At 64.2% G+C, this 23,393-nt stretch carries 25 protein-coding genes; 9 read left to right on the forward strand and 16 right to left on the reverse strand.

The window, feature by feature from the left end:
• Positions 1-10: 10 nt before the first annotated feature.
• The 4 genes from BRADO_RS24690 to BRADO_RS24705 form a co-directional block, all read right to left on the reverse strand.
• The gene (locus BRADO_RS24690) at positions 11-478 is read right to left on the reverse strand and encodes a GNAT family N-acetyltransferase (protein ID WP_012028927.1); all 468 of its coding nucleotides are present in this window, start codon (positions 476-478) and stop codon (positions 11-13) included.
• 4 nt (positions 479-482) lie between these two features.
• A complete protein-coding gene (locus tag BRADO_RS24695) occupies positions 483-782 on the reverse strand; it encodes a hypothetical protein (protein ID WP_012028928.1) in 300 nt (99 codons plus the stop codon).
• Positions 779-1,015, reverse strand: coding sequence for a hypothetical protein (locus BRADO_RS24700; protein ID WP_012028929.1), 237 nt, complete (start codon positions 1,013-1,015; stop codon positions 779-781). The genes BRADO_RS24695 and BRADO_RS24700 overlap by 4 nt, the downstream gene beginning before the upstream one ends.
• A 163-nt stretch (positions 1,016-1,178) precedes the next feature.
• Complete coding sequence (locus BRADO_RS24705; protein ID WP_041757711.1) at positions 1,179-1,439, reverse strand: hypothetical protein; 261 nt, start codon at positions 1,437-1,439, stop codon at positions 1,179-1,181.
• Between the two features lie 616 nt (positions 1,440-2,055).
• On the opposite strand from BRADO_RS24705, the gene BRADO_RS24710 reads away from it, so the two are divergent.
• Positions 2,056-2,241 carry a hypothetical protein gene (locus tag BRADO_RS24710; RefSeq protein WP_012028931.1) on the forward strand — a complete coding sequence of 62 codons (186 nt, stop codon included), beginning with the start codon at positions 2,056-2,058 and terminating at the stop codon, positions 2,239-2,241.
• 13 nt (positions 2,242-2,254) lie between these two features.
• Here BRADO_RS24710 and BRADO_RS24715 read toward each other — a convergent pair whose 3' ends face one another.
• Both BRADO_RS24715 and BRADO_RS24720 read right to left on the reverse strand, forming a co-directional pair.
• Positions 2,255-3,199, reverse strand: a complete 945-nt coding sequence (locus BRADO_RS24715; RefSeq protein ID WP_041756918.1) for a hypothetical protein — start codon at positions 3,197-3,199, stop codon at positions 2,255-2,257.
• 97 nt (positions 3,200-3,296) lie between these two features.
• Positions 3,297-7,196 carry an ATP-binding protein gene (locus BRADO_RS24720; protein WP_041756920.1) on the reverse strand — a complete coding sequence of 1,300 codons (3,900 nt, stop codon included), beginning with the start codon at positions 7,194-7,196 and terminating at the stop codon, positions 3,297-3,299.
• Positions 7,197-7,327: 131 nt separating this feature from the next.
• Here BRADO_RS24720 and BRADO_RS24725 point away from each other — a divergent pair, with 131 nt between their 5' ends.
• Together BRADO_RS24725 and BRADO_RS24730 are read left to right on the forward strand one after the other, a co-directional pair.
• Positions 7,328-8,626, forward strand: coding sequence for an NRAMP family divalent metal transporter (locus tag BRADO_RS24725; protein WP_371259369.1), 1,299 nt, complete (start codon positions 7,328-7,330; stop codon positions 8,624-8,626).
• 185 nt (positions 8,627-8,811) lie between these two features.
• Positions 8,812-10,443 carry an NAD-dependent malic enzyme gene (locus BRADO_RS24730; RefSeq protein WP_012028935.1) on the forward strand — a complete coding sequence of 544 codons (1,632 nt, stop codon included), beginning with the start codon at positions 8,812-8,814 and terminating at the stop codon, positions 10,441-10,443.
• 66 nt (positions 10,444-10,509) lie between these two features.
• Here the strand turns inward: BRADO_RS24730 and rocF are convergent, their stop codons facing one another.
• Positions 10,510-11,484, reverse strand: coding sequence for an arginase (rocF, locus tag BRADO_RS24735; protein ID WP_012028936.1), 975 nt, complete (start codon positions 11,482-11,484; stop codon positions 10,510-10,512).
• A gap of 210 nt (positions 11,485-11,694) precedes the next feature.
• Between rocF and BRADO_RS24740 the strand changes: the two genes are divergently transcribed.
• Positions 11,695-11,955, forward strand: coding sequence for a hypothetical protein (locus tag BRADO_RS24740; RefSeq protein ID WP_012028937.1), 261 nt, complete (start codon positions 11,695-11,697; stop codon positions 11,953-11,955).
• Positions 11,956-11,962: 7 nt separating this feature from the next.
• Here the strand turns inward: BRADO_RS24740 and BRADO_RS24745 are convergent, their stop codons facing one another.
• Positions 11,963-13,114, reverse strand: a complete 1,152-nt coding sequence (locus BRADO_RS24745; RefSeq protein WP_041756922.1) for an OpgC domain-containing protein — start codon at positions 13,112-13,114, stop codon at positions 11,963-11,965.
• A 366-nt stretch (positions 13,115-13,480) separates the two neighbouring features.
• Between BRADO_RS24745 and BRADO_RS24750 the strand changes: the two genes are divergently transcribed.
• From BRADO_RS24750 to BRADO_RS24755, 3 genes are all read left to right on the forward strand, one after another.
• On the forward strand, positions 13,481-13,726 hold the full coding sequence (locus BRADO_RS24750) for a hypothetical protein (protein ID WP_012028939.1): 246 nt from the start codon (positions 13,481-13,483) through the stop codon (positions 13,724-13,726).
• A gap of 284 nt (positions 13,727-14,010) precedes the next feature.
• Positions 14,011-14,145, forward strand: a complete 135-nt coding sequence (locus BRADO_RS35905; RefSeq protein ID WP_256374566.1) for a hypothetical protein — start codon at positions 14,011-14,013, stop codon at positions 14,143-14,145.
• Between the two features lie 135 nt (positions 14,146-14,280).
• A complete protein-coding gene (locus BRADO_RS24755; RefSeq protein WP_012028941.1) occupies positions 14,281-14,595 on the forward strand; it encodes a cytochrome c in 315 nt (104 codons plus the stop codon).
• 81 nt (positions 14,596-14,676) lie between these two features.
• Here BRADO_RS24755 and BRADO_RS24760 read toward each other — a convergent pair whose 3' ends face one another.
• From BRADO_RS24760 to BRADO_RS24770, 3 genes are all read right to left on the reverse strand, one after another.
• The gene (locus BRADO_RS24760; protein WP_012028942.1) at positions 14,677-15,030 is read right to left on the reverse strand and encodes a phasin; all 354 of its coding nucleotides are present in this window, start codon (positions 15,028-15,030) and stop codon (positions 14,677-14,679) included.
• 89 nt (positions 15,031-15,119) lie between these two features.
• The gene (locus BRADO_RS24765; protein WP_041756924.1) at positions 15,120-15,419 is read right to left on the reverse strand and encodes a hypothetical protein; all 300 of its coding nucleotides are present in this window, start codon (positions 15,417-15,419) and stop codon (positions 15,120-15,122) included.
• Positions 15,420-15,914: 495 nt separating this feature from the next.
• A complete protein-coding gene (locus tag BRADO_RS24770; RefSeq protein ID WP_012028944.1) occupies positions 15,915-16,103 on the reverse strand; it encodes a hypothetical protein in 189 nt (62 codons plus the stop codon).
• 431 nt (positions 16,104-16,534) lie between these two features.
• On the opposite strand from BRADO_RS24770, the gene BRADO_RS24775 reads away from it, so the two are divergent.
• Entirely contained in the window at positions 16,535-16,768 is a 234-nt protein-coding gene (locus BRADO_RS24775; protein WP_012028945.1) for a hypothetical protein, read from the forward strand.
• A gap of 146 nt (positions 16,769-16,914) precedes the next feature.
• Here the strand turns inward: BRADO_RS24775 and BRADO_RS24780 are convergent, their stop codons facing one another.
• Together BRADO_RS24780 and BRADO_RS24785 are read right to left on the reverse strand one after the other, a co-directional pair.
• The gene (locus tag BRADO_RS24780) at positions 16,915-17,592 is read right to left on the reverse strand and encodes an isoprenylcysteine carboxylmethyltransferase family protein (protein WP_012028946.1); all 678 of its coding nucleotides are present in this window, start codon (positions 17,590-17,592) and stop codon (positions 16,915-16,917) included.
• Between the two features lie 45 nt (positions 17,593-17,637).
• Positions 17,638-18,693 carry a hypothetical protein gene (locus BRADO_RS24785; protein ID WP_012028947.1) on the reverse strand — a complete coding sequence of 352 codons (1,056 nt, stop codon included), beginning with the start codon at positions 18,691-18,693 and terminating at the stop codon, positions 17,638-17,640.
• A gap of 247 nt (positions 18,694-18,940) precedes the next feature.
• Between BRADO_RS24785 and bamA the strand changes: the two genes are divergently transcribed.
• A complete protein-coding gene (gene bamA, locus BRADO_RS24790) occupies positions 18,941-21,262 on the forward strand; it encodes an outer membrane protein assembly factor BamA (protein ID WP_012028948.1) in 2,322 nt (773 codons plus the stop codon).
• 42 nt (positions 21,263-21,304) lie between these two features.
• Here the strand turns inward: bamA and BRADO_RS24795 are convergent, their stop codons facing one another.
• The 3 genes from BRADO_RS24795 to BRADO_RS24805 form a co-directional block, all read right to left on the reverse strand.
• Positions 21,305-21,733 (reverse strand): hypothetical protein, encoded by a 429-nt coding sequence (locus tag BRADO_RS24795; RefSeq protein ID WP_012028949.1) that lies wholly within the window; start codon positions 21,731-21,733, stop codon positions 21,305-21,307.
• A gap of 334 nt (positions 21,734-22,067) precedes the next feature.
• On the reverse strand, positions 22,068-22,682 hold the full coding sequence (locus BRADO_RS24800) for a DUF6456 domain-containing protein (RefSeq protein WP_012028950.1): 615 nt from the start codon (positions 22,680-22,682) through the stop codon (positions 22,068-22,070).
• 51 nt (positions 22,683-22,733) lie between these two features.
• A complete protein-coding gene (locus BRADO_RS24805) occupies positions 22,734-23,291 on the reverse strand; it encodes a GcrA family cell cycle regulator (protein ID WP_012028951.1) in 558 nt (185 codons plus the stop codon).
• Positions 23,292-23,393 lie beyond the last annotated feature (102 nt).

Below are 23,393 nucleotides of genomic sequence, written 5' to 3' on the forward strand. Positions count from 1 at the left end.
ACGCAACCGGTCATGAATCGGGACGGATCATCTTCCGCCAGTACAGCGAATGGTCCCAAGCCCAGGGCCGCGGAGGTTGGAACAAGGCGTAACCGCAGCGGATGAAGTTGTTCGCGGAGACTATGTTGTCCGTCGTATCCGACACGATGCAATACAGTCCGGAACGCCGCCCGTATCGTTCGATCGCCCGCATCATGCGGCGTTGAAGGCCCTGCCCGCTGCGTTCGCCAATCACGCCGACCCTCGCGAGATAGCCGATCCCCTCGCCGAGGATGGACGGAACGAGGCCAGCGAAGGCGGTCGGACGTCCCTGCTCCGTCGTGATCCACCAATGGCCAATTTCGAAATCCGGCACGGGAGCCCGATCGAGGAACGTCCTTGCATGAAGATCCTTCAGGGTCTCCGCGACGTCTGGCTCGGAGGCATCGACCTCGCGGATGCGGAAGCGGCGCTGCCGCCGCGGAACATGGCTCGGCATGACCTCATTTTCCGAGCACGACTTTGATGCCGAGCCAGATCGCGCCGACGAGGCCGGTCGCGATGACGGTGATGACGGCCTTGAACGTGTAGCTCTGCGCCTGCTCCACGCTCTTGCGCCAGCGCCGCAGGTGCTGGAAGTCGGCCCGCAATTCCTTGCGGTCCTCTTCCTCGATGCCGAACGAGGTGAGAATGGTGACGATCGCCCGCATCACGACGGCGTCCATCTCTTCCCGCTGCAGGTTGCTCTGCGTGCCCAGGGTCTCGGCTACGACCGCTCTGATCTCGTCATGCGTCATGCTCATCGTCGGATGATCCTCGCTACGTTTTCGAAGCCGCGCTTGGCGAAGTAGAATGAGATGACGAGATTGGCCGTCGTCGAGGCGAAGCCCGCCAGCGGATCCGTCGAGCCGAGCCCGAGAACCTTGTCCCACACAAGCAGCTTGCCCGAGCCGCGGCCGCCGAACGCGCCCTTGTAGCGCGCCGGCCGGAGCAATGGCTCGAACACTTTTGCGGTGGGGATCTTGAGGGTGGACAATGACGGCCCTCTCTCGAGGCAATCGCTCGGCTCAAAGGTTCGGCGCAAATGGATCTTCGTCAATCAGGACGAATCCAAGCCGGCAATCCTCCAACGAATATCTCGCAGAGAGCCGACCGCGAGCCGTCGCTTGAAAGCACGACCACCCTCAGGCTCTCCCTCGTCAGCCCTCCTGCTCATCATCCGAGTCGTCCGGATGTACGATCACGCGCTCGATGCGATGGATCAGCTCCAGCGCACCGTCCTCACCATTCTGCACAGCCTGGGGCGCTTTGCCCCAGCCGCGATCGAGGATGGCGTTGGCGGCCGAGACGCGCGCGGCATGGGTTGCCTTGGGTGATCGCATCACGCCGACCAGCGTGTTGATCGCAGTCTTGGTGTGGCTGCGCGCCATCGAGCGGATTTCGGTGATCGTCTTCGACATGGTCGCTTCCCGGGTCTTGCAGTGTCGATGCGGAACGTGGTCGCGACGACGCGTCGCGACGGCAATCGCGACGAGGCCGACAGCGGCGAACGAGATCAGTGTGACGGTCATCGTCCGCTTCGGATCGTTGAGAGAAAAGCGCGGCGGATCGCGGCCAACGCGATCGCTTCGGGCGCGAACCCTATCCCTCGCGAGAGGGACCGCTGCGGGCGCGGCGGCGATCGCCATGCCCGCGGCCGCCCCGTTCGCGCGGACGGTCATTATCCGGATGATGGGGCGTGCAGGCGCTGCGGGCGAACAAAGGTCCGCGGTTGTTGGCACGGGCCGTGGCGGCAGCGATTTTGGAAATTTCGATGCTGGCATTCTGCCGGTGATTTGCCCGACGTGTCAAATTTGATGGAATTGCGGCGACCGGACTTCCAGTTTCGATAACCGGCTTCGCGAATTCCTCTCGCCGTAAAACAAAAAGCCCGCAGCCAATTTTCGGCGCGGGCTCTATGATTACTGCGACGATGACAAAATGCGCCTGATTTGCCCGACGTGTCAAGCGCGCAAACGCGCGGCCATCGTCAGTTCATCTCGCAGCCCGTCGGGCTGAGCCGGAAGGAGGTTCATGATGTATGTCGTCGCAGTCATTCTAGCCGTCTTGTCCGCGCTGTTCTATGCGGCCGGCCAGCATCAGCTCGGATCTGTCGGCGCCGATGTCTGCCAGGTCGGCAGCCTGTTCTGCGACAAGCCGTACTACATGATGACGAGTGCGGTGCTCGCGGGCCTCTGGGGCAAGTTCGTCAGCATACGTTAGCCGGCAACGTCGATTAGTTCTTGATTGCGTAAAGCGGCGTTCGGACCGTCAGCTGATAGACCGGCTTCGGCGCCCACGCGATCTGCGCCGTGATGCCGAACAGCCGGTTGTCATCGTCATCCATACGATCGAGATCGAGCCTGACCAGCGGCTGGGTATAGGACGCGATCGGCGCGACCGCGAGCAGCTGCGCGCCGCCGAACGATTGCAGTCCGACGCGCGCCGAGGCCTTCCAATTGTTGTCCCATTGATAGAAGCCACCGACATACCCAACGGTGGTGTCGCCGACCCGCGCCAGAACCGTTTCGATCTCGGTATGCGTATATTGGACGCCCGCCAGCCAGCCGCGCATCTCGTCGGGATCGAGTGCGTATTTGGCTTCGACGACCGTAGCGAACGACGTGGTCGCCAGCGGCGAGTCCGGCACCGAACGCGTGAGCGTCGACTGCAGCGTGACGGTCGGGATCGCGCCGCCGTTCTGCTGATAGACATCGGCCTGAAAGCCGAGGAACCAGCTGGTCACCGCGACGTCGGACCAGGCGGACCGGCCGTTGTAAGAGGCGCTGCCGGTGAAGCCCCCATAGAGCGACAGCGCCTCGCCGATATCCACCGTGAGCGGAACGTCGGCGCCGACACCCTGGTTGGTGGGAGCCGAGAGCTGCGGGCGCCCCGGCAAGGTCGGGCGGTCGAGCAGCCGTCGGACGGTCGCGAGCTGCGACAGCGTTCCGAACAGGGAGGTGTCGCCGAGCCCTGTCGCTAGCGACCCGCCAGGCACATAAGAATAGTTCGTGCGGAAATCGATGTAGACATTGGCGAGGCCGGATGGCGACGCGCCGTCACCCTCGTCCGCCTTGTCCTTTGCCACTGCGCTGTCGCCGACGAGCAACGCCGTGCCGACCATGACAGCGTAAACCCACCGCAACGCGCCCTCACCCCGCAACGAGTCCTCGTGCGCCATTCTGACGTCCCCCAGCACCCGAAGCTACTCCGGCGCGGCGCGCGCCTTCAAGTCTGGACCACCAGTCAGGATCGGAAGATCAGGGGACGATCGCGGCCTATCCCGGCGGCGGGCCCGACGGACCCGCTCCGCGCGCAGCCATGACCTGACGCAGCACGCGCGACAGCTCGTCCACCGAGTAGGGCTTGTGGATGAGGCTGAAGCCGTGTCGGTCGCCATCGGCCAGCACGTCGCTGTAGCCGCTGTTGAGCACGATCGGGATCGTCGGCAGCCGCCGCCGGATTTCCTGGCCGAGCGTCACGCCGTCCATTCCCGGCATGACGACATCGCTGAGCACGAGGTCGAAGCCGTCGGGATTGTCCTCGATCAGGCGCAACGCGTCGAGGCCGCTGCGCGCCAGCACGGTGCGATAGCCGAGGTCCTCGAGGAGTTGCGTCGAGAACTCGCCGATCTCGGGGTTGTCCTCGACGACGAGCACGTTCCAGCGGGCGGCGGGCATCTCGGGTCCGTCGTCGCTGCGCTCGCGCCGTCCGAGCGGCTTGGACGTGAGCGGCAGCAGCAGCGTCAGTGTGGTCCCCTTGCCGAGCTCGCTCTCCGCCAGCACGCGGCCGCCTGATTGATGGACGAAGCCGTAGACCTGGGACAGGCCCAGCCCGGTGCCGCGCCCGACGCCTTTGGTCGTGAAGAACGGCTCGAAGATCCGGTCGATCTGATCGGCCGCGATGCCGCATCCGGTGTCGCTGACCGCGATCGACACGAACGGCTGCGCACCGCCTGCAGTCTGCTGTTGAACGCGATCGCCGCGGATGGTCAGGACACCCCGGCCGTTCATCGCGTCACGCGCATTGGCGACGAGATTCACCAGGGCCGTCTCGAGCTGATTGACGTCGACATCGACGGGCAGCGGCCGCGAGCGCAGGTCGAGCTCGATCACGGCGGGCGCGCCGAGCACTGTCTGCAGCATGTCCTCGATCTGCTCGATATGCCCGGCGACGTCGAACACCGAGCGCTCCATCGGGGTGCGGCGCGCGAAGGCGAGCAGCTGTCCGGTCAGCTTGGCCGCGCGGTCGGCCGTATCCGAGATCGCATCGACATAGCGGCGCATGCGCTCGGGCGACAGCTGGCGCCGGCGCAGCAGATCGGCCGACGACCGGATCACCGTCAAGAGATTGTTGAAGTCGTGCGCGACGCCGCCGGTGAGCTGGCCGATCGCTTCCATCTTCTGCGCCTGCCGGAACGCCTCCTCGGCCTTGCGCCGCTCGGTCTGCTCGACCGCCTCGGGCACGATGGCGACGACCTGCCCGGTGTCGTCACGCACCGGGCGCATTTGGAAATTGAACCAGCGCCAGCCGCCGACCGGCAGGTCGAGGTGCAGTTCCCGCCGCGCCTCGTCGCCGCGGGCCACGGCGTCGACCAGTGATCTGATCACCCCGGGCATGCCGGGCGTGGACGCAAACCACGGCGTCTCCCAGAACGGCTGGCCGACGACCTCGCGCAATGGCGCAGCGATGGCCTCGAGCGACGTCGCGTTGGCGTCGAGCAACGTGCCGTCCGAAGACAGCAAGGCCTGAAATGTGTAGCTCGCCTCGAAGATGGTGCGAAGCCGCGCCTCCTTGGCCTGCAGCTCTGCGGTGCGCTCCGAGACCTGCGCCTCCAGCCGTTCGTTGAGGTCGCGCAAGGTGGTCTCCGCCGCGCGCCTGACCCGCGCGAGATCGATGTTGACGCGCACCCGCGCCAACAGCTCACGCGCGCTGAACGGCTTGCTGAGATAGTCGCTGGCGCCGGCATCCAGCCCCTCGACCTTCGCCTCCTCGCCGGCACGCGCCGACAGGATGACCACTGGAATGTCGCGCCGCTGTGGGTCGCTGCGCAGCGCCTTCAGAAGACCGAAGCCGTCGAGTCGCGGCATCATCACGTCGGTCAACACCAGATCGGGCCGGCGGCGGCGAACTGTCTCCAGCGCGGCGACGCCGTCAGCAACAGCCTCGACCTCGTAGTCGTCGCCAAGCAGGCGGCACACGTAGTCGCGCATGTCGGAATTGTCGTCGGCAAGCACGACGCGATCGCGCGCCGACAGGGTCAAGGGCTGAAGGCCGAGATCATCGGGCGAGGACGGGTGCGGGCGATCCAGCGGACCGTCGCCGCTCATCCAGCCCAGCGCTTCGTCGATATAGGCTTGCGCACGCCGCGTGGCGACGGCCTCGCTTCGCGCGCTTCCAAGCTGCCCCGCGGGAAGATGCGCAGTGCCGAGAGGAATACGCACGCAGAAGACCGAGCCCCGGCCAAGCTCGCTCTCGACCGTGATTTCGCCGCCATGCAGCTTCACCAGCTCCTGCACCAACGCAAGACCGATGCCGCTGCCTTCGAATGATCGCCCGCGGGCGCCCTCGATGCGGCGGAAGCGCTCGAACAGATGCGGCAGCTCGCCCGGCGGAATGCCGGTGCCGGTGTCGCGAACCCTGAGCTCGGCCTGACGGCGGTCGGACGACAAGCCTATTGAGACCGCGATCTCGCCTTCGAAGGTGAACTTGAACGCATTGGAGACCAGGTTCAGGACGATCTTCTCCCACATGTCGCGATCGACATGAACAGGCTCGGGGAGAGCTTCGGTCTCGATCACGAGTTGCAGGCCGGCGCGGTCGGTCGCCGAGCGGAAGTTCGAGACCAGTTCGGACGTCAGCCCGCCGAGATCGACTGGCTCGAACCTTGCGGTCATGCGGCCAGCCTCGATCCGCGAGAAGTCGAGCAACGTGTTCACGAGCTTCATCAGGCGAAGGCTGTTGCGGTGGATCAGTGTCAGGACCGAGCGGTCCTCGGCGGCGATGGTCCCCTCGTCGCGGGCAAGAAGGTCCTCGAGCGGGCTGAGCATCAGCGTCAGAGGAGTCCGGAATTCGTGGCTGATGTTGGAGAAGAACGTCGTCTTGGCGCGATCGACCTCCGCCAGCGCCTCGGCACGGCGCCGCTCGGTCTGATAGGCGCTGCCGTTGCTGACGGCGGCCGCGATCTGTCCGGCGACGAGATTGAGAAAGCGGGCATAGCTCTCGTCATAAAGCCGGAAGGGGTTGAGCCCCGCGATGACGAAGCCGCCCTGCCCGGTCTCGCCCGAGGACGGAATGGGCAAGACCACGGCGTGTCGCGGCGGCTGCCGCCAGCCGCCGCTTGGAAAGGTGACGCCGAACAATCGCGCAAGATCGCGGACGAGCACGGCGCTCTGCAGCCGCAACGCCTCGGCCAGGGGCCATGAACCCTCCGTCTGTATCCGCAGCGTCGGCTTAACCGCGGGATGATCCCGCGCGATGCCGGTCAAGGCCTCGAGGCGCGCCGTCTCACCATCCGGCTCGGTCATGTAGATCATCACGAAGGGCAGATCGCGCGGCTCATGCGCCAAGGCCTGTGCGCAGCTCAGGCAGGCCTGGTCAGTGCTTCGGGCTTCGGCTCCGGCATTGGCGAGCGCGCGCAACAGCGAGAGCTGGCGTTCGCTGATCACGCGCTGGGTGTCATCGGTGTTGGCGCAGAAGATGCCGCCGGGCGATCCGTCGTCATCGGGAATGGGACTGTAGGAGAACGTGTAGTACGTCTCCTCCGGAAAGCCGTTGCGCTCCATGATCAGCAGTTGCGCTTCGACGTAGGTCCCCTGATCACCCCCGCTCGCCGTCGCCAACAGCGGGCCGATGTCCTCCCAGATTTCGTGCCAGACCTCGGACGTGGGTCGGCCGAGTGCCCAGGGATGTTTGCCGCCGATGATCGCCTTGTAGGCATCGTTGTAGAGGTAGATCAGCTCCCGGCCCCAGCCGATCCAGATCGGCTGCTGCGAGGTGAGCATGATCCTCACAGCGGTCTTCAGACTTTGCGGCCAGTGCTCGGGCGCGCCGATCGACGTGCTCGCCCAATCCAGCCGCAGCATCAAGCCGGCAAGCTCGCTGCCACCCGAGAACAGCCGTTCGCGCTCGGCGCTGCCGAGCCCCTCGCGATCTCCTGACTGCCGCTCGTCCGGCAAACACGCCCCCCATACAAACTCAGCCGCGATCAGAACGCCGGTATTCTCATGAGGTTCCAATGACCGGAACGAAAACGGCGCCTAGCGACTTCCAGTCTCATTAGCTTTCTCGCGGGGACGTGGCCGTGGCGATGACCGTTGCAACCGAGCCCAACAAGCCGAAGACATCGGCGGGGAGCTTTTTCCGGCTGCTGGGCCCTGGGCTCGTAACCGGCGCGGCGGACGACGACCCCTCCGGCATCGCCACCTACTCCCAAGCCGGCGCGCAGTTCGGCTACGGGCTGCTCTGGACCGTCTTCCTGACGACCCCCTTCATGATCGCGATCCAGTTGGTGAGCGCGCGCATTGGCCGCGTGACCGGCAAAGGTCTGGCCGCCAACATCACAGCGGTGGCGCCTCGCTGGATCGTCTTCGGCCTCGTGGCGCTGCTGGTCGGCGCCAACACGTTCAACATCGCCGCCGACATTGCTGCGATGGCGGAGTCGCTGTCGCTCGTCATCGGCGGGCTCAACCACGAGCATGCGCTGATCTTCGCAGCCGCCTCGACGTTGCTGCAGGTCTTCCTGCCCTACCGGCGCTATGCCCCGTTCATCAAGGTGCTCACGCTCAGCCTGTTCGCCTATGTCGCCACGGCGCTGATGGTCAAGGTGCCCTGGGGCACGGCGCTGCTCGCCGCGGTCTGGCCGAATCCCTCGACCGATGCCGACTATCTGCTGACCGTCGTCGCCGTGCTCGGCACCACCATCAGCCCCTATCTGTTCTTCTGGCAGGCCTCGCAGGAAGTCGAGGAGATGAACCAGGGCAAGGTCGACCGCCCCTTGCGCGAGCTCTCCAGAAAAAATCATCCCGAGTTGCGCCGCATGCGCATCGACACCACGATCGGAATGATCTTCTCCAACGCGATCGCCTTCTTCATCATCCTGACGACCGCCACCGTCCTGCACGGCAGTGGCATCACCAAGATCGACTCGGCGACCCAGGCGGCGGACGCCCTGCGTCCGCTCGCCGGCGACTTCACCTTCCTGCTGTTCGCGCTCGGCATCATCGGCACCGGCCTGCTCGCCATTCCGGTGCTGGCGGGATCGGCGGCCTATGGTGTCGCGGAAATCTTCGGCTGGCACGCGACGCTCGAGGCCAAGCCTGACGAGGCGGCAGGGTTCTACAGCATCATTGCCGCCGCCACCCTGATCGGCTTCGGTCTCGGCTTCACCGGCATCGATTCGATCCACATGCTGGTGTGGAGCGCGGTGCTCAACGGCATCGCCGCCGTGCCGATCATGGCGATGATGATGGTGATCGTCTCAAACGTCGGGCTGATGGGCCGCTTCCGCGCCCGCTCCTGGCTGATCGGCCTCGGCTGGGTCGGCACCGCGATCATGGCGGTCGCCGTGCTGGCGCTGCTGTGGTCCTTCGTCACCGGCCAAGGCTAGCCATCCCACCCGCGCGCGGCGCAACGCAGTTGCACAACGTCATTGGTGCAATGCGGTACGTAAACTGTGTTAACAGTCCGTTCCCGCCATCCCGCCGCTGTTGATGCCGATCAACGCCGGCGCGCTCCGGAATGGCGAGGCTCGAACAAAGGACCTCGGAGACTGCCTTGACCCAACCGCAACGTATGAGCGCACCGACGCACTCAACCCATTCCCCGCGCGGCCTGACGCTGCTGCGCGACCCGCTGCTCAACAAGGGCACCGGCTTCACCGAGCAGGAGCGCGACGCGCTCGGCCTGCGCGGCTTCCTGCCCGCAGGCGTCATGTCGATGCAGGCCCAGGCCGAGCGTATCCTGGTCAATCTGCGCAGCCTGTCGAACGACCTGGAGAAGTACGTCGCGCTGAACGCGCTGCACGACCGCAACGAGGCGCTGTTCTTCCGGGTGGTCTGCGACAACATCGACGAGATCCAGCCGCTGATCTACACGCCGACCGTCGGCCTCGCCTGTCAGAAATACGGCCTGATCTTCCAGCGTCCGCGCGGCCTGTTCATCTCGGCCAATGATCGCGGGCGGATCGCGGAGATCCTCGCCAATTGGCCGTATCGCGCCAGGCTGATCGTCGTCACCGACGGCGAGCGTATTCTCGGCCTCGGCGATCTCGGCGCCAACGGCATGGGCATCCCGGTCGGCAAGCTGTCGCTGTACTCGGCCTGCGCCGGCATTCACCCTGAGGAATGCCTTCCGGTCATGCTCGACGTCGGCACCAACAATGAGGAGCTGCTCGCCGATCCCTACTACATCGGACTGCGCCAGAAGCGCCTGACCGGCGAAGCCTACGACGCCTTCGTCGACGAATTCATGACCGCCGCCCGAACGGCCTTCCCCGGCGTGCTGATCCAGTTCGAGGATTTCGCCAACCACGCCGCGTTCAAGCTGCTGCACAAATATCGCGACGAGGCCTGCGTCTTCAACGACGACATCCAGGGCACCGCGGCAGTCGCGCTCGCCGGGCTTTTCTCCGCTCTGCGCATCACCGGCGGCAAGCTGCGCGATCAGACCGTGCTGTTTCTCGGCGCCGGCGAGGCGGCGACCGGCATTGCCGATCTCGTCGTCTCGGCGATGATGGCCGAGGGGCTGTCCGAGGCCGAGGCGCTGCGGCGCAACTGGCTGACGGATTCGCGCGGCCTCGTCATCAAGGGGCGCGAGAATCTGCACGGCCACAAGCTGCGTTATGCGCACGACCAGGCGCCGATCGGCGATTTCCTGTCCGCGATCAAGACGCTCAAGCCGACGGCGATTATCGGCGTGGCCGCGGTCGGCGGCGCCTTCACGCCGGAGGTGCTGCAGGCGATGGCGGAGCTCAACGAGCGCCCGATCATCTTTGCGCTGTCGAACCCGACCTCGAAGGCGGAATGCTCGGCGGAGGCCGCCTATCGCTACACGCAGGGACGCGCGCTGTTCGCCTGCGGCAGTCCGTATGATTCGGTCAAGCTCGACGGCAAGACCTTCGTGCCGCGCCAGGGCAACAACTCCTACATCTTTCCCGGCGTCGGCCTCGGCGCCATCGCCAGCGGCGCGCGGCTGGTGACTGACGAGATGTTCATGGCGGCGGCTCATACGCTTGCGAACTGCGTCACGGGTGCCGATCTCGAACAGGGCAGCCTGTATCCGGCCCTGCCGCGCATCCGCGAGGTGTCCGCCCATATCGGTGCGGCCGTCGCCGGCGTCGCCTATCAGAACGGGCTCGCCACCGGCCCTGCACCGAACGATCTGCTCGGCTTCGTCGAGTCGAAGATGTACGACGCGCGCTACTGATCGCGCTCGCGCGGATGCCTTGCAAAAGAGGCATCCGCGTCTCCACGACCCGCCGAAGGCACCCGGCTATTGATCCGGCACGATCGCATTGGTCGGGGTGGGCCGGTCGGTGATCTGCTGACCGAACAGGCTGCCGATCAGCTCGACGGCGACACGCGCGGTCTTGCCGCGATCGTCGAGAAACGGATTGAGCTCGACGATGTCGACCGAGCAGACCAGTCCAGAATCGTGCAGCAGCTCCATGATGAGATGCGCCTCGCGATAGGTCGCGCCACCCGGCACGGTGGTCCCCACGCCGGGCGCCACGTCGGGATCGAGAAAGTCGACGTCGAAGCTGACATGCAGAACGCCGTCGCGGGCACGGACCTTGTCGAGCACCCTGCGCATCAGGACACCTACGCCGAACTCGTCGATCGCGCGCATGTCGGCGATGCTGACGCGCCGCAGCCGCAGCAGATCCTTCTCCGCCTTGTCGATCGAGCGGATGCCGAACAGCTCGAGCTGCGCCGATGAGATGCCGACCCGCGGCTCGTCGCCGAGCAGCCCATCCAGCCCCGGCTCGCCGCACAGGAACGCCGCCGACATGCCGTGCATGTTGGCGGTGATGGTCGTCGCAGGCGTGTTGTAGTCGGCATGCGCATCGAGCCAGAGCACGAACAGCTCACGCCCGATATCGCGGCAGTGACGGGCGATGCCATTGACCGATCCCATCGACAGGGAATGATCGCCCCCCAGGAACACAGGAAGAGCTCCGGTCTGCGCCAATTCGTAGCTGCGGCGCGCCAGCACCCGCGACCAGCGCTGGATCTGGCGATAATGCTTGGCGCTGGAAGGCGGGTCATCACCGAGCTCGGCCATGTCGGCAATGCCGACATCGCCGTAGTCCGTGACCTCGAGCCCAAGGCTTTCCAGCACAGGGACGAGACCCGCGGTCCGCAACGCCGCGGGGCCCATCAGCGTCCCCCGGACGGAGGCGCCGAGATCGATCGGTGCACCGAGCACGGCGATGCGGTGCGGCGATGCTGGGTCTGATGGTGCCACTGTGAGATCCTTTCAACATCCGCCCCACCATAACGGGCGTGGTGCTGGAGTGGCGCACCCGACGGCTACGATCCACCGGTTTCGAGGCCTCGCGGTCGGACGGAACCAAACGCGTCAGCCGGCATTTCTTGGATCGTCAGAGCCACCCCGCGATTTGACCCCGAGGGTGCAAACTCAATCCGGCCGATGCGCGGCGAGAAGGCAACGCTAGTGAGCACCGAATCGTTTGAAACACCTCCGCAGCCGGGCGTCGCCGAACGCGCGCTCGACACCGCAACCGACCTCTCACGCTCGCTTGGGGAGGTGGTGGGGACGCTCAGTGCCGCCGTCGACCGATTGAGCGCGGCGGCGCAGGATGCGCGCCGGCCGGGAACGGCGCTGTCCACTCTGAGCGCGATTACGCGCGAGGCTCCGCTCGCCAGTCTGTTCGTTGCCTTCCTGTTCGGCGTGGCCGTCGCGCGCCGGCGTTGAGAAGCGATCAGAACAGCCTCGGCCCGCGTCGATCGACTTGAGACTCCCACGTCAGCAGCGTGGCCGCGAACACCATGACGGCAATGCCGATGACGCTGATCAAGAGCTGCATCGCGAAGCCACTTGCGACGTCGGTCAGCACCACCTGGCCGATAAACGCCAGCAGCACGCCGATGCAGTAGATCGACAGCGAGTTCTCGCCGCACCGGATCATGGCCGTCATCAGCGGACGGATCGGGCCGTGCCATTGCGGTGGCGCCAGCCGCGACACCACGAAAGCGAGCGCGAGAAAATGCAACAGCCGTACCGGCGCCAGGTGGCTCTTGTAGATGGGATAGATCAGAGCGGCGATGGCCTGCGGAAGCAGGCTCTCGAGGCTCTTGAATTCCCAGCTCAAAGCCATGAGCAGACTGAAGCCGAGATAGGCAAGCGCCATGATCAGAAGCGTGCGTGAGTACAGCAGAGGACGCAGCCTCTGCCGTCCGCCGTAGGCGTACCACGCGCCGATCACGAACAGGAACTGCCAGGCGTAGGGATTGAAGTACAGCTCGCCGCTCGGCCACGCCGGCACCTGCCAGCTGAACAGCTGCACCATCATGTAGAGCACAAAAGAGACGGCGAGCGTGGCTGTCGCGCTCGTCATCATCAGCCACAACACGACCGGAAAGCAGATGTGCAGGATCGCGAAGGTCAGGAGGATGTCGGTGTTGACCGGGGCGAACTGCAGCAGCGCGACGTGCACGAGCGTCGGACCGGGCTCGCGAAACAAGAACCCGGTGTTGGTCTCGTCGACGAAGCGGCTCCCGCCGCCGATCACCCACACCAGCGCTGCGTAGGCAAGCAGCAGCACCAGAAAAGCCGCATAGATTTCCCAGGCGCGACGCAAGGCTCGCACCGCCGTCGTGACCCAGCCTTGCGCCTCCACCGCCCCGCCATAGGCCAGCATGCAGGTGTAACCTGAGATGAAGACGAAGACCTCGGACGTGTCGCTGAAACCGTAGTTCCGCAATGTCAGCCACGCCAGCGAATTGTCCGGCACGTGATCGACAAAGATGAACCACAGCGCCAGACCGCGGCATGCGTCGATCCTCAAGTCGCGATGTGCGTCCGTTGCTTCGCCGACGATGCTGGTCTTCGCCAGCTCTGGATCACCTGCCATCAAGCTGAGCCTCGTCCGGAGGTTGATCCCGCATTCGCCTTCCAACGTTCGCCTGCTTCCGGAGCGTCTTCACAATCGATATCCGATGACCTATCGGGGTTCCATGTCGTTTCAGATTCTGCGCCGCGGTCCAAAATCTTGCGTAAACTGTCTCTCTCGCTTTTTGCGTGCATCACGCAGCACGTTCGGACGGCTGCGGAAAAAGTGCGCAAGGGGAACCATGCACGCAATGGAACATTCTGCGGTCGGTGGTGTTAACCATTTTACGCTCGCTCAGCTGGCAATTGTTCCACTCCCGTATTTACCCGGATTGATTGTAGGCTGGTTAGACGTTGACTTGCAGTGGAAGAGTTAAAGGGGGGTTCCGTGATCCACCGAGGTGTCCAATATACGGTCGTAGCGACTGCCGAACCGGACATTTGGGAATGGCGCTACGAGTTCGGCGATCAGGTGAAGACTGGACGAACCCAAACGAGGCTCGCCGCTCTCGCCGCACGCCGCGTGAAGTCGAAGATCGACGCAGCGCTCCGTGCAACCCAGACGGGCTCGGTGACGGCCGCCAATGTCGCTGATCGGCTGGAGATGGCCAAGGTCTCGCATAGTCTGACCTGACGCTTTCTGGCCTGACGCTTTTCCAGCGTATCCTCGCGCGATCCGCCGTCCGTCGCTGTTGAGACAGATCAAGGCATACCAGCTGCGATCCGTCATCTTCAGGCGATGGAAACTCTCGTTTTTCGCTGCTCCCAGACGGGATCGAACGTGCAGATCGGCTTGACGGCGTCGCCGTGGGGCGACCACGTCGATGCTTATGAGGCGGTCGCATGTCCCGCATGCGGTCGTCTGCACCTCGTCAACAGACGCACCGGAAAGACGCCGAGTGACAGGGAGGGCTCGCCATGTCGACCATTGCAGATGAGCTGACGGCAGCGCCTGTAGCCGGCCCATCGCTGCTCCGCCGGCTCGTCACGCTCGTCAAGACCATCGTCAGCCGCATCGACCTGTCGCATTTTCCGAGATCATGCTGCAGCTGACCGCGAAGCGCGCGCTCGCCCGCGAAAATCGACGGATCAGGATCTTTTGACAGTCCCACACCCCCGAGCTGCCGCAATCCTCAACGGCCGGCATTTCGCTCGGACCTCACCCATTCACATCATCGGAGTGACCGGATGCGCGTCCTGTTGATCAGAGTTTTGGCGGTCGTAGCTTCGACCGCGGCTTCGGCTTCGGCTTGGGCCGCCGATGCGGACCACGGTGCCGATCTCGCAAGGCGCTGGTGCTCCTCATGCCATCTGATCGAGGGAGCGCAAAAGCAGGCCAGCGCGGATGTCCCGTCCTTTGCGGAGATCGCACAGAAGGCGGATTTCACTCCTGAGAAGATCGCGTTCTTCCTGCTGGACCCGCATCCGAAAATGCCGAGCTTCCCGCTCAATCGGCTCGAAGCAGCCGACATCGCCGCCTATATCGGGTCATTGCGCAAGTAGTTCTGGTGATAGCTGGCGGCCCGACAGGCCGCCGCTCTCTCAGCATGATGACGAGCCCGCTGCAGCGGCTGCGGCCGCCGCTCAGGACTTCGGTTCGGCGGCCTTGGTGGCGGCCGACATGATGCCCGCCGTGATCGTCTTCATGTGCTCGCCGGCGGTGGTGAACTGGCTGCGCAGGAATTCGGACTGAATCCGCATCGCCTCTTCCAGCTCAGTCGCGTGGACGAGCTTACGGGCGTGCTCGAATGCCGTCTTGATGTTCTGCTCGGTGAGCGTGAGCGCCTGCTTCGACATGTCGGCTGCAGGTCCGGGAACCGAGCTGATCGATTTACCGGCTGCGTCGAAGAACATCTCGAATGCCCTCTCCGCCTGCGCGATGGTCTTTTCAGCGAGGTCGCGCAGCTCAGCGGGCACTTCCAGTTTGGTTTGGGTCATCGTTACGTCCTCCACGACAATCCCAGCTACCACATCTGGCTCCGTTCGTCCCCGTGCAAATGGATGGGAACGCGGCGGATGCGGATTTCTCAGGACGCGCCCATACGCTCACGCGCGATCTGCAGCGAATATGCTATCGAATCGAGATGACGGTCGAATGTCCGATGCGCGCGTTCGTCGGTGACGAGATCCGAAAGCTCGCGCGCATGCTGCAGAGCGAGATCGAGCAGGATGACGGTCTTCCTGAGATCATCCCGGACGACCGATGCCCCCGCCCCGTCCTCGTGCCGGCCGGCGACAGCAACCGCAGCCACGGCTTCCGCGCGAGCCGTCGCAGCCGCGGCACGATACGAGACTATCCGGGAGCTGAACGGAATGACGTTGGACATTTGGCTCTCCCCCGCTGCTGATCTCAAAGCGGATCTGAATCAATTTTTCGCTTTTATACGCGCGGCATTTTACTGAAGCCTTAGACCGGTTGCAGACGGCATGGCCGCAACGGTCCCAACGCGAGCGGCGGGATTAACTCGAAAACAAGCCGCATCGGGCCGCGATCGACCTGGAAGGCCGCAATGATCCCCCTGCGATGGTTGGGGCACCCAAACGCGGCGCAAAATCCGGCTTGCTTGTCAGCAGGCGAAGGCACGAGCGGTACTCTGCCGCCTCATCCTGCTGCTGCCAGTCAAAGCTCCAATTCGGCGATCGAGCGTCGCGTCGCCTGTGATGTACCTTAGGCGTTTTTGAAGAGCGGGCTCGGGGTACGGCAGGCGCGTGCCCGGTGCGCACGGCGTCTTATAGACCGAGACAGCATCGAATGAGAGGCGCAAAATACAATTGAAGAGACTATCAAGTCTGAAAATCAATCAATGGCTGCAGATAAACGATCAGGAAAGAGGGCGGTCCGTCTCAATATGCGACTTGGAGGTGAGTTTCTCGACCATCTCAATCAACTCGACACGTTGGCCCGGCGCGAGCTTCAGAAAGGCCTTTAGCAGCCGAAGACTCTCTACCGCTTCGCTCGTCGGGGCTCCGAGCTTTGTATGCAGCTCAGCGGTGAAAGTTTGATTCTTCATCTCACACCTTCGGCAGAAAAGGTAATGCCAGTGCTCAGCAGACGTGGAGGCCTTGTACGCAGTACGGATACTGCCCCAATCGAGGCTGAAAGTCTTGGTTTGACGACGACGACCCTGATCTTCAGAATGGCGCTGCTGCACAAATCGAGCGCGCGGAACGCGATCAGGTTGAAAGTATGCCAGCGAACAACTCCTGCAGCAAGTCGAACTGACCAGACGGTCGATTTTTACGACACAATTTGAGCCTTCTGGCAGTTTTTGGGGCTGTATACCAGAAAAAAACGGTCATTTACCGAACCAGAAGCTGGGATTACAGCAGAGGTAAGCTTGTCCTCCATCTTAGAGGTCTTCTATAGTTCAAGCGGGAAGATGACGGATTGCGGGTCTAGCCCGGCCTCCGTTTTCGCCCGTACAGCCGCCGCAGGAAGACCATGCGCACCTATTATTTCGACATGAAGGATGGCATTCCAACCCGGGACCGGACCGGTTTGGAGTTCGCGACAAGTGCAGGCGCGATCGAGCACAGCCGGGATTTGGCCCGTCGGCTTCGGCACGATCCCCGCATCACCGACCGTCGGCTATCGATCGTCGTGGTCGATGAGTCCGGCGCGGAGATCCATCGCGAGCCCGTTTACCCCGCCGCGGTGAAGGCCAGCCTGTCCTGATTTTTGAAGGGGTCGCGCTCGCGAATAAGGGACGGCGCCAAATACAACTTTCCGTAGAAATTATGGCGGGATACGCAACCATCGAGTGGTCGCCCGCACCAGCCTGACGGCTGACACGTCTGGTCGCTTCGTGTGCCGAATCGAGTTCACCAGACGAACGGCAACAACCGCCACCTGACTGTCTCCTGATACGCCGTATAAGTGGGCAAGCGCTCGGCGAGCACGATCTCCTCGTGAAGCAGCCGCCAGATCAGGATGGGAAGAATGACGACCGTCATTGCAAGCCCCCACCAGGATCCGAGCGCGATCGGGATGCCCGCCAGCAGCACCAGAGCCGCCGCATACATTGGATGTCGCACGATGGCGTACGGACCGGTCGATACCACCACCTGGCCCTGAACGACACCGACGGTCGCTGCGGAGAACGTGTTTTCGCGAAACACGCGCCAGATCCCGAGAAAGCCGGCGACAACCAGGACATCGCCGCCCACGGAGGCCAGTGGGCTCATGCGCGACCAGCCGAGGCGATGGTCCAACGCAGGCACCAGCAGCAAGCCAATGAACCACACGGAAATGATCGCCATGATCACGCGTTGCACCGGCTCTTTCTCGGCGAACGGCCCTCCCCGCATGCGACGCTCCAGCAGGGCGCGATCCCGCCGCATGAGATCGATTGAAACACAGAGAGACAAGGTGAAATAGGTCAGCAGGAAGAGCCAAGCCTGCCAGTAATTCAAGGTGCCTGCAGCGCCGAAGATCACCCCGCCCATCGCGAGCAGCAGGATGACGAGGCTTGCCAGCGTCTTCGCGTTGAGGCCGTTCATGCCTGCCACAATAGCGCCGGCGTCCGCCCGTTCCGACCGAAATTCCTACTGCTGCTTCTCCCAGAACGAGAGCAGTCCCTGCGAGGCCGAGCCGCCAATCACGCAGGGGATCCCGACGGCAACCTGACCCAGCGCGGCCGCGGACACGCAGCCGAGCGCCAATGCGCCGACGCCGAGCTGTCCCCAGAAATCCATGTTGCGCCTGGAGTCGGAGCCCTTGAGCTTGAGCTCGTCAACCGCGGCGACAGCATCCTTGCGTACGGCGCCGAGCTGCACCGTGTCCGCCGCCTCGACCACCTCACGCAGCGGCTCCTTGACCGGACCCGACTGCCGCGCGAGCTCTTCGCGAAGATAGTCGCGAAGGCTGGCATCGCGGACCGCGTAGCTCGCGAGCGTATAGCGCGCCATGCTGCCGATGGTCAGCTTGTCGACCGTGTCCCGGCTCTTCGACCATGGGAGCATCTGCACGATGCGTTGGATCGGCACATGCGAGCCGGTTGCAAAGTAATAGCCCCAGAGGATGTCGAGCAGATCCTGGTGGGTCGCGTAGGTCAGCCGCGTGTCGAGCTTGCGCTCCTCCTTCTTGAACGGGTTTTCCGTGAGCGCGCCGCGCAGCTTGTCCATCATGCCCGGCTTGGCTTCCTCCAGGGGGATCTCCATGAGCACCGGCTGTGTGCCGTTGAGATAGCCATCGATCATCACGCGGCGGCCTGGCATCTTCGGCGCGACCTTCCGCATCAGATTGCGCCAGTCCGGCAGACCTGAATAGGCGATCGCACGCACGATGACCCACTCCTCCTCGGGCGGAACAGGGAAGAAGCTGTTGACGAGCTGCTCGGCCTTCGCGGGGTTCGAGCCGATCGCGCCCGCGACGAAGCCGAGATAGATGCCGGAGTTCTCCGGCTCCTTGAACGTCTGCGAATGGAACAACACCCGCACGGCTGCCGGCACATGGGCGTAATCGGGCTTGGTGCGGTAGTTGTATATCCAGTTCTGAACGACGCCGAGCGAGGCGCGCGGATCGATGTCAGGGACGACAGCCGCGGCTAGCGCCGATTGAACGAAGGTCCACGCGATGAGGGCCAGAGCGATGGTGCGCATGATCTGCTCCCGACAAGCATTCGCCGATCGTCCTCGGCCACGCGCCGGACGACATGTTGGCGACGACATATGAGCCATCAGCGCTTTGGATCCGGTCTGCGTCGATTCTACGACCATCATTGGGTCTGCGCCGCTCTCCCCTTCGCAGGCGTGATCGCGCGACGCCAAGTCTCCACACGCCTGACATGATTTGGCCCTCCACCCGCTCTTGCATGACGGTGATGACCATCAGGCAGGAGCGAACACCATGAACGCCAGGAACCGGCGTCCTCGTCGCTTCGGCAAATCTCGGCACGTCACGTCGGTCGCGGCAGCGCTGACTGTCCTGATGTGTCCGATCCTGGCTGCTTCCGCAGAAACTCTTGCCGTGCAGGGCAATCGACGCGTCGACGCTGCGATGGTCACGTCTCGCTTCCACGCCGATGCCAGCGGACGCTATGACGCCGCCGCCCTTGACGCCGGATTGAAGGCGCTGGTCGAGACCGGTCTGTTCGACGACGTCAAGATCAGCCGCAACGGCGGACAGATCGTCGTGCGGCTCGCGGAAGCAAAGTTGCTCGATCGGGTCGCCTTCGAAGGTAACAAGAAGGTGAAGGATGCGGACCTGACGAGCGCCGTGCTGTCGAAGCCGCGCTCGGCGCTGCAGCGCGCCACCGTGCAGGGCGATGTTGCCCGCATCCTCCAGGCCTATCACCGCGTCGGCCGCGACGACGTCCGTGTCGTCCCTGAGATCATCGACCGCGGCAACGACCGCGTCGATCTTGTGTTCACGATCACCGAGGGGAAGAAAACGCCGGTGAGAGCCATCAGCTTCATCGGCAACAAGGCCTATGACGCGCGGCAGTTGCGCGCCGTCATCAAGACGTCGGAATCAACGGTACTGAGCTTCGTCACCGGCGGCGATGCCTATGATGCCGACCGCGTCAACGAGGACCGTGAGCAGCTGCGGCAATATTACCGCAACCACGGTTTCGCCGATGCCGAGGTGACCAATGTCAGTGTCGAATTCGATCGCGCGTCCAACGGCTTCAATCTGAGCTTCACGATCGACGAAGGCGTGGCTTACAAGTTCGGCGCGATCGACTTCGCCTGCAATGTGCAGGGGCTCGCCTGCGACGGCTTGCGCACGCAACTGCTCCCTCAGCGGGGCGACACGTTCGATGCAAGCAAGCTCGACAAGACCACCGAGGTGCTGACCGCAGAGCTCGGCAAGCTGGGCTTTCCCTTCGCGCAGGTCGAGCCCCGGGTCAATCGCAACACGCCGGCGCGGCTGGCGGATGTCAGCTTCCAGATCGACGAGGGTCAGCGCAGCTATGTTGAGCGCATCGACATTCACGGCAACACCCGCACGCGCGACGACGTCATCCGCCGCGAGTTCGACATCGGCGAGGGCGACGCCTACAACAAGACGCTGATCGACCGTGCCGAGCGGCGGCTGCGCAACCTCAACTACTTCAAGACGGTCAAGATCACGTCGCGCCCCGGCTCGACCAGGGATCGCGTGGTGCTCGACGTGGAGGTGGTCGACCAGGCAACCGGCGACTTCAACGTCTCAGGCGGCTATTCGTCGACGGACGGATTGCTCGCCGAGGTCAAGGTGGGCGACCGCAACGTGCTCGGCACGGGCAATACCGCGCAGGCCACGTTCACCTATGGCCAGTTCGCGCGCGGCGCCACACTGTCCTTCACATCGCCCTATGCGCTGGGACGGCTGACGCCGGGCGTCGAGCTGTTCGCGCGACAGAGCATGGCCACGACGTTCCAGTCGTTCGGCAACAACACCTATGGGGGCGCCTTCACCCTTGGCATGCCGGTCAGCGAGCAGACCGCGATGCTGTGGCGCTATTCGCTCTACGACCAGAAGGTCGTGCTCGCGCCGGGGATCTCCCCTGCCGCGGTGTCCGTTCCGGTTCGGCAGGCAATCGCCGCGGGCCGGCAGACAGTCTCGCAGCTAGGCAACACCGTCACCTACAGCACGCTCGACAACGCCAAGATGCCGACCAGCGGCATTCGATCGCAACTGAGCCAGGATCTCGCCGGCCTCGGCGGCGATGTCCGCTTCCTGAAAACCACCGCTGACGTCCGCTACTACCGATCCATCAACAGCGACCTGACCGCCATGGTGCGCGGCCAGGGCGGCTACATCACCGGATTGGGCGGCCAACAGGCGCCGCTGCTCAACAGCTTCTTCGGTGGACCGACGATGGTGCGCGGCTTCGCCCCCGGCGGATTCGGCCCGCGCGATCTCACGGCGGGTTCGACGATGGACAATGTCGGCGGCAGCTTCTACTGGGCGACCACGGCGGAGCTGCAGAGCAACATCCCGGGAGTGCCCCAGGAATACGGCTTGCGCGGCTCGGCCTTCGTCGATGCCGGCACCGTGTTTGGCTATCGCGGGCCGGCCCAGAACGTTCAGGTCGCGAACAAGAACGTGCTGCGCTCCTCCGTCGGCGTTGGGATGACCTGGGCGTCGCCCTTCGGCCCGCTGACGGTCGACTATTCCGTGCCGATCAGCAAGGCGGCGTATGACGTCGTGCAACCGTTCCGCTTCAGCGCCGGCGGCTTCTAGGCAGACGCCGCCGCGTGAAAGCCGCGGCGCCGACCTCCATCCTCAGTACGGATGATAATAGTGGACACGTGGGCCGTAGTACGGATGACCGTAGTACGGACGCACGTAATACGGCTGGGGGGCATAATACACCGGCGGGCCATAGTAGCCGGGTCCGGCGTAGTAGCCCGGTCCATAGTAGTAGTCGTCGTCGTGCGAGTGCGCCGCAATCGCGCCGAACGTCCCGATCATTGCGCCCATGATGGCGAGACCCGCGGCCGGGTTGCCCCGATAGACATGGCGATGACGCCGCCGCGCACTGACATCCGTCACATCGCTTGCGGCCGCCTTGATCACCGACGGATGCGTGCTCGGACCTGCCGCTCGCGCCGAGGTCGGCGCGGACTGAGCCGCCGTGAGCACGGTCGCCATGACTGCAGCAAGCGCGAGCTTCGCGCTCGCCGACCGGAACAGATACTGATGACCAACCATGATATCCCCCGTCTTTTCCGCTCGTCTCGATTACAACATGGCGTCGTGGGGCGGTTGACCTGCATCAACACAGCATCGGCCCCGGGCGCATGCGCCGTTCTGAGCTCAGAGCCGATCTACGATGCCTTGGGCTCCGCCCCTGACCCAAGGTTCAATCGCGATGAACGGGTTTTTTCACGAACCCTGAGGGCATCGCGGGATACCAATGCCTACTGTCGGGAACACGCAAGGTCCGGGGCGGACAGGAACTCATGACATTCATTTTCAACCGAACGATTTTCGGCTCGCTGGCCATCGTCCATGTCGATCGCATGAGCGATGGCCCAATTTGCCGCTAGCGGTCGATGCGGGAGTCCGATCGCCCCCTGCGGTCATCGTGGCTTGCGACCCGACCGGTGGAAAAGCCATAGACCACAGCCAGGCGATCCAGGCACTCCTTGAAGCGGCGCGCAAAATAGTCGTTCCAGCGCTGGCTGGCCAATCCGCGCTTCTGCCCAACCTGTTCCATCGTCAAGCCATGCACCAGGACGTCATGGGTGATCGCCGCTCCATCCAGACCGAGCTCGCGCTCGGCCCGATTCAGCCGGAGCACCGCCTGTCTTTGACTTTCGGTGACCGGCTCACGCCCGCGCGCGCCGTCGACATGCTCGCGCGACGGATCGATCGCCTGCGGGCCCCGCTCGGCCCGCTCCCAGTCGTTCTGGAACGCCCGCCCCGCCCGATACTGGGCGTCGTCGAGCTGCTTGTGCGCATGGAGCCGACCCAGCGGATCGTTGCGCACCGATCGCAGCGTCACGATCTTCTCGCCAGGCTCGAGCGCCAAGGGATCATCGATCTCGACCGGAACCACGTCGGCATGGCGCGTCAGCTCCTGAGCGCGACGATCGTGAGTGCTGGAGTGCTGGATCTTGGACGTGCGAAGGGGCTTGCTGCGTCGGGGGCGCGCCATGTCTCGTCTCCGGAAGATGGAATGGGGTCAGGTGTGATCGGGTTCGCCGCGCTAGGCGGCCGCGACCAGCCGCAGGACCAGAGGGCCGGCGGGACGAACAGCGGTCTCCTCGGGCGGAGTCCGCGTCAGCTGATGGTGGGGGGTGCAATAGCAGGAGCCCGGCTGGCGCGGATGGCCGCAAAAGGTGATCGGATCGCCGTCGCGGTCGCCACCATAGGGGTAGCGGCAATCATCGGGCGCGAGCTGGTCGAACGCCAGCAGCCGCGGACTGATGCCGACCGAGCGCAGCTTGACCCGCGCGGCCGCCTTTGGCGACCGGGGCATCGCGACCGGCCGCACGCCGGCGTCCGGGCTCCGTCGTCCGGGTGCGGCCGCGGCAGACATCGCCCGGGGCTCGCAACGGACGGACTCGAACTCGGCCTTGAACTCTCCCTTGGACGCGGGCGCCACGAGCCCGATGCGCTTGCCGCGGCCGAGCGTCGCATTGCGCGTATAGGCCGTCCCGAACTGCGCATTGAGGGCGCGCGCGATCTCGGCATAAGAGAGCCCCTTGGCATGGAGCTCGCACAGCATCCTGGAGTGGTGGTCTGGCCAGTCGGTGGACTGCATTCTCGCCTCTTTCTTCTGGATCGGGCGCCGAAGGCTCTTGCCCGACGGCTCAATTTCCGTTATTCCGAAGAAAAAGTCAAGCTTGAGTTCTGATAAATCGAA

It is taken from the genome of Bradyrhizobium sp. ORS 278 (genome assembly GCF_000026145.1).
Lineage (GTDB): Bacteria > Pseudomonadota > Alphaproteobacteria > Rhizobiales > Xanthobacteraceae > Bradyrhizobium.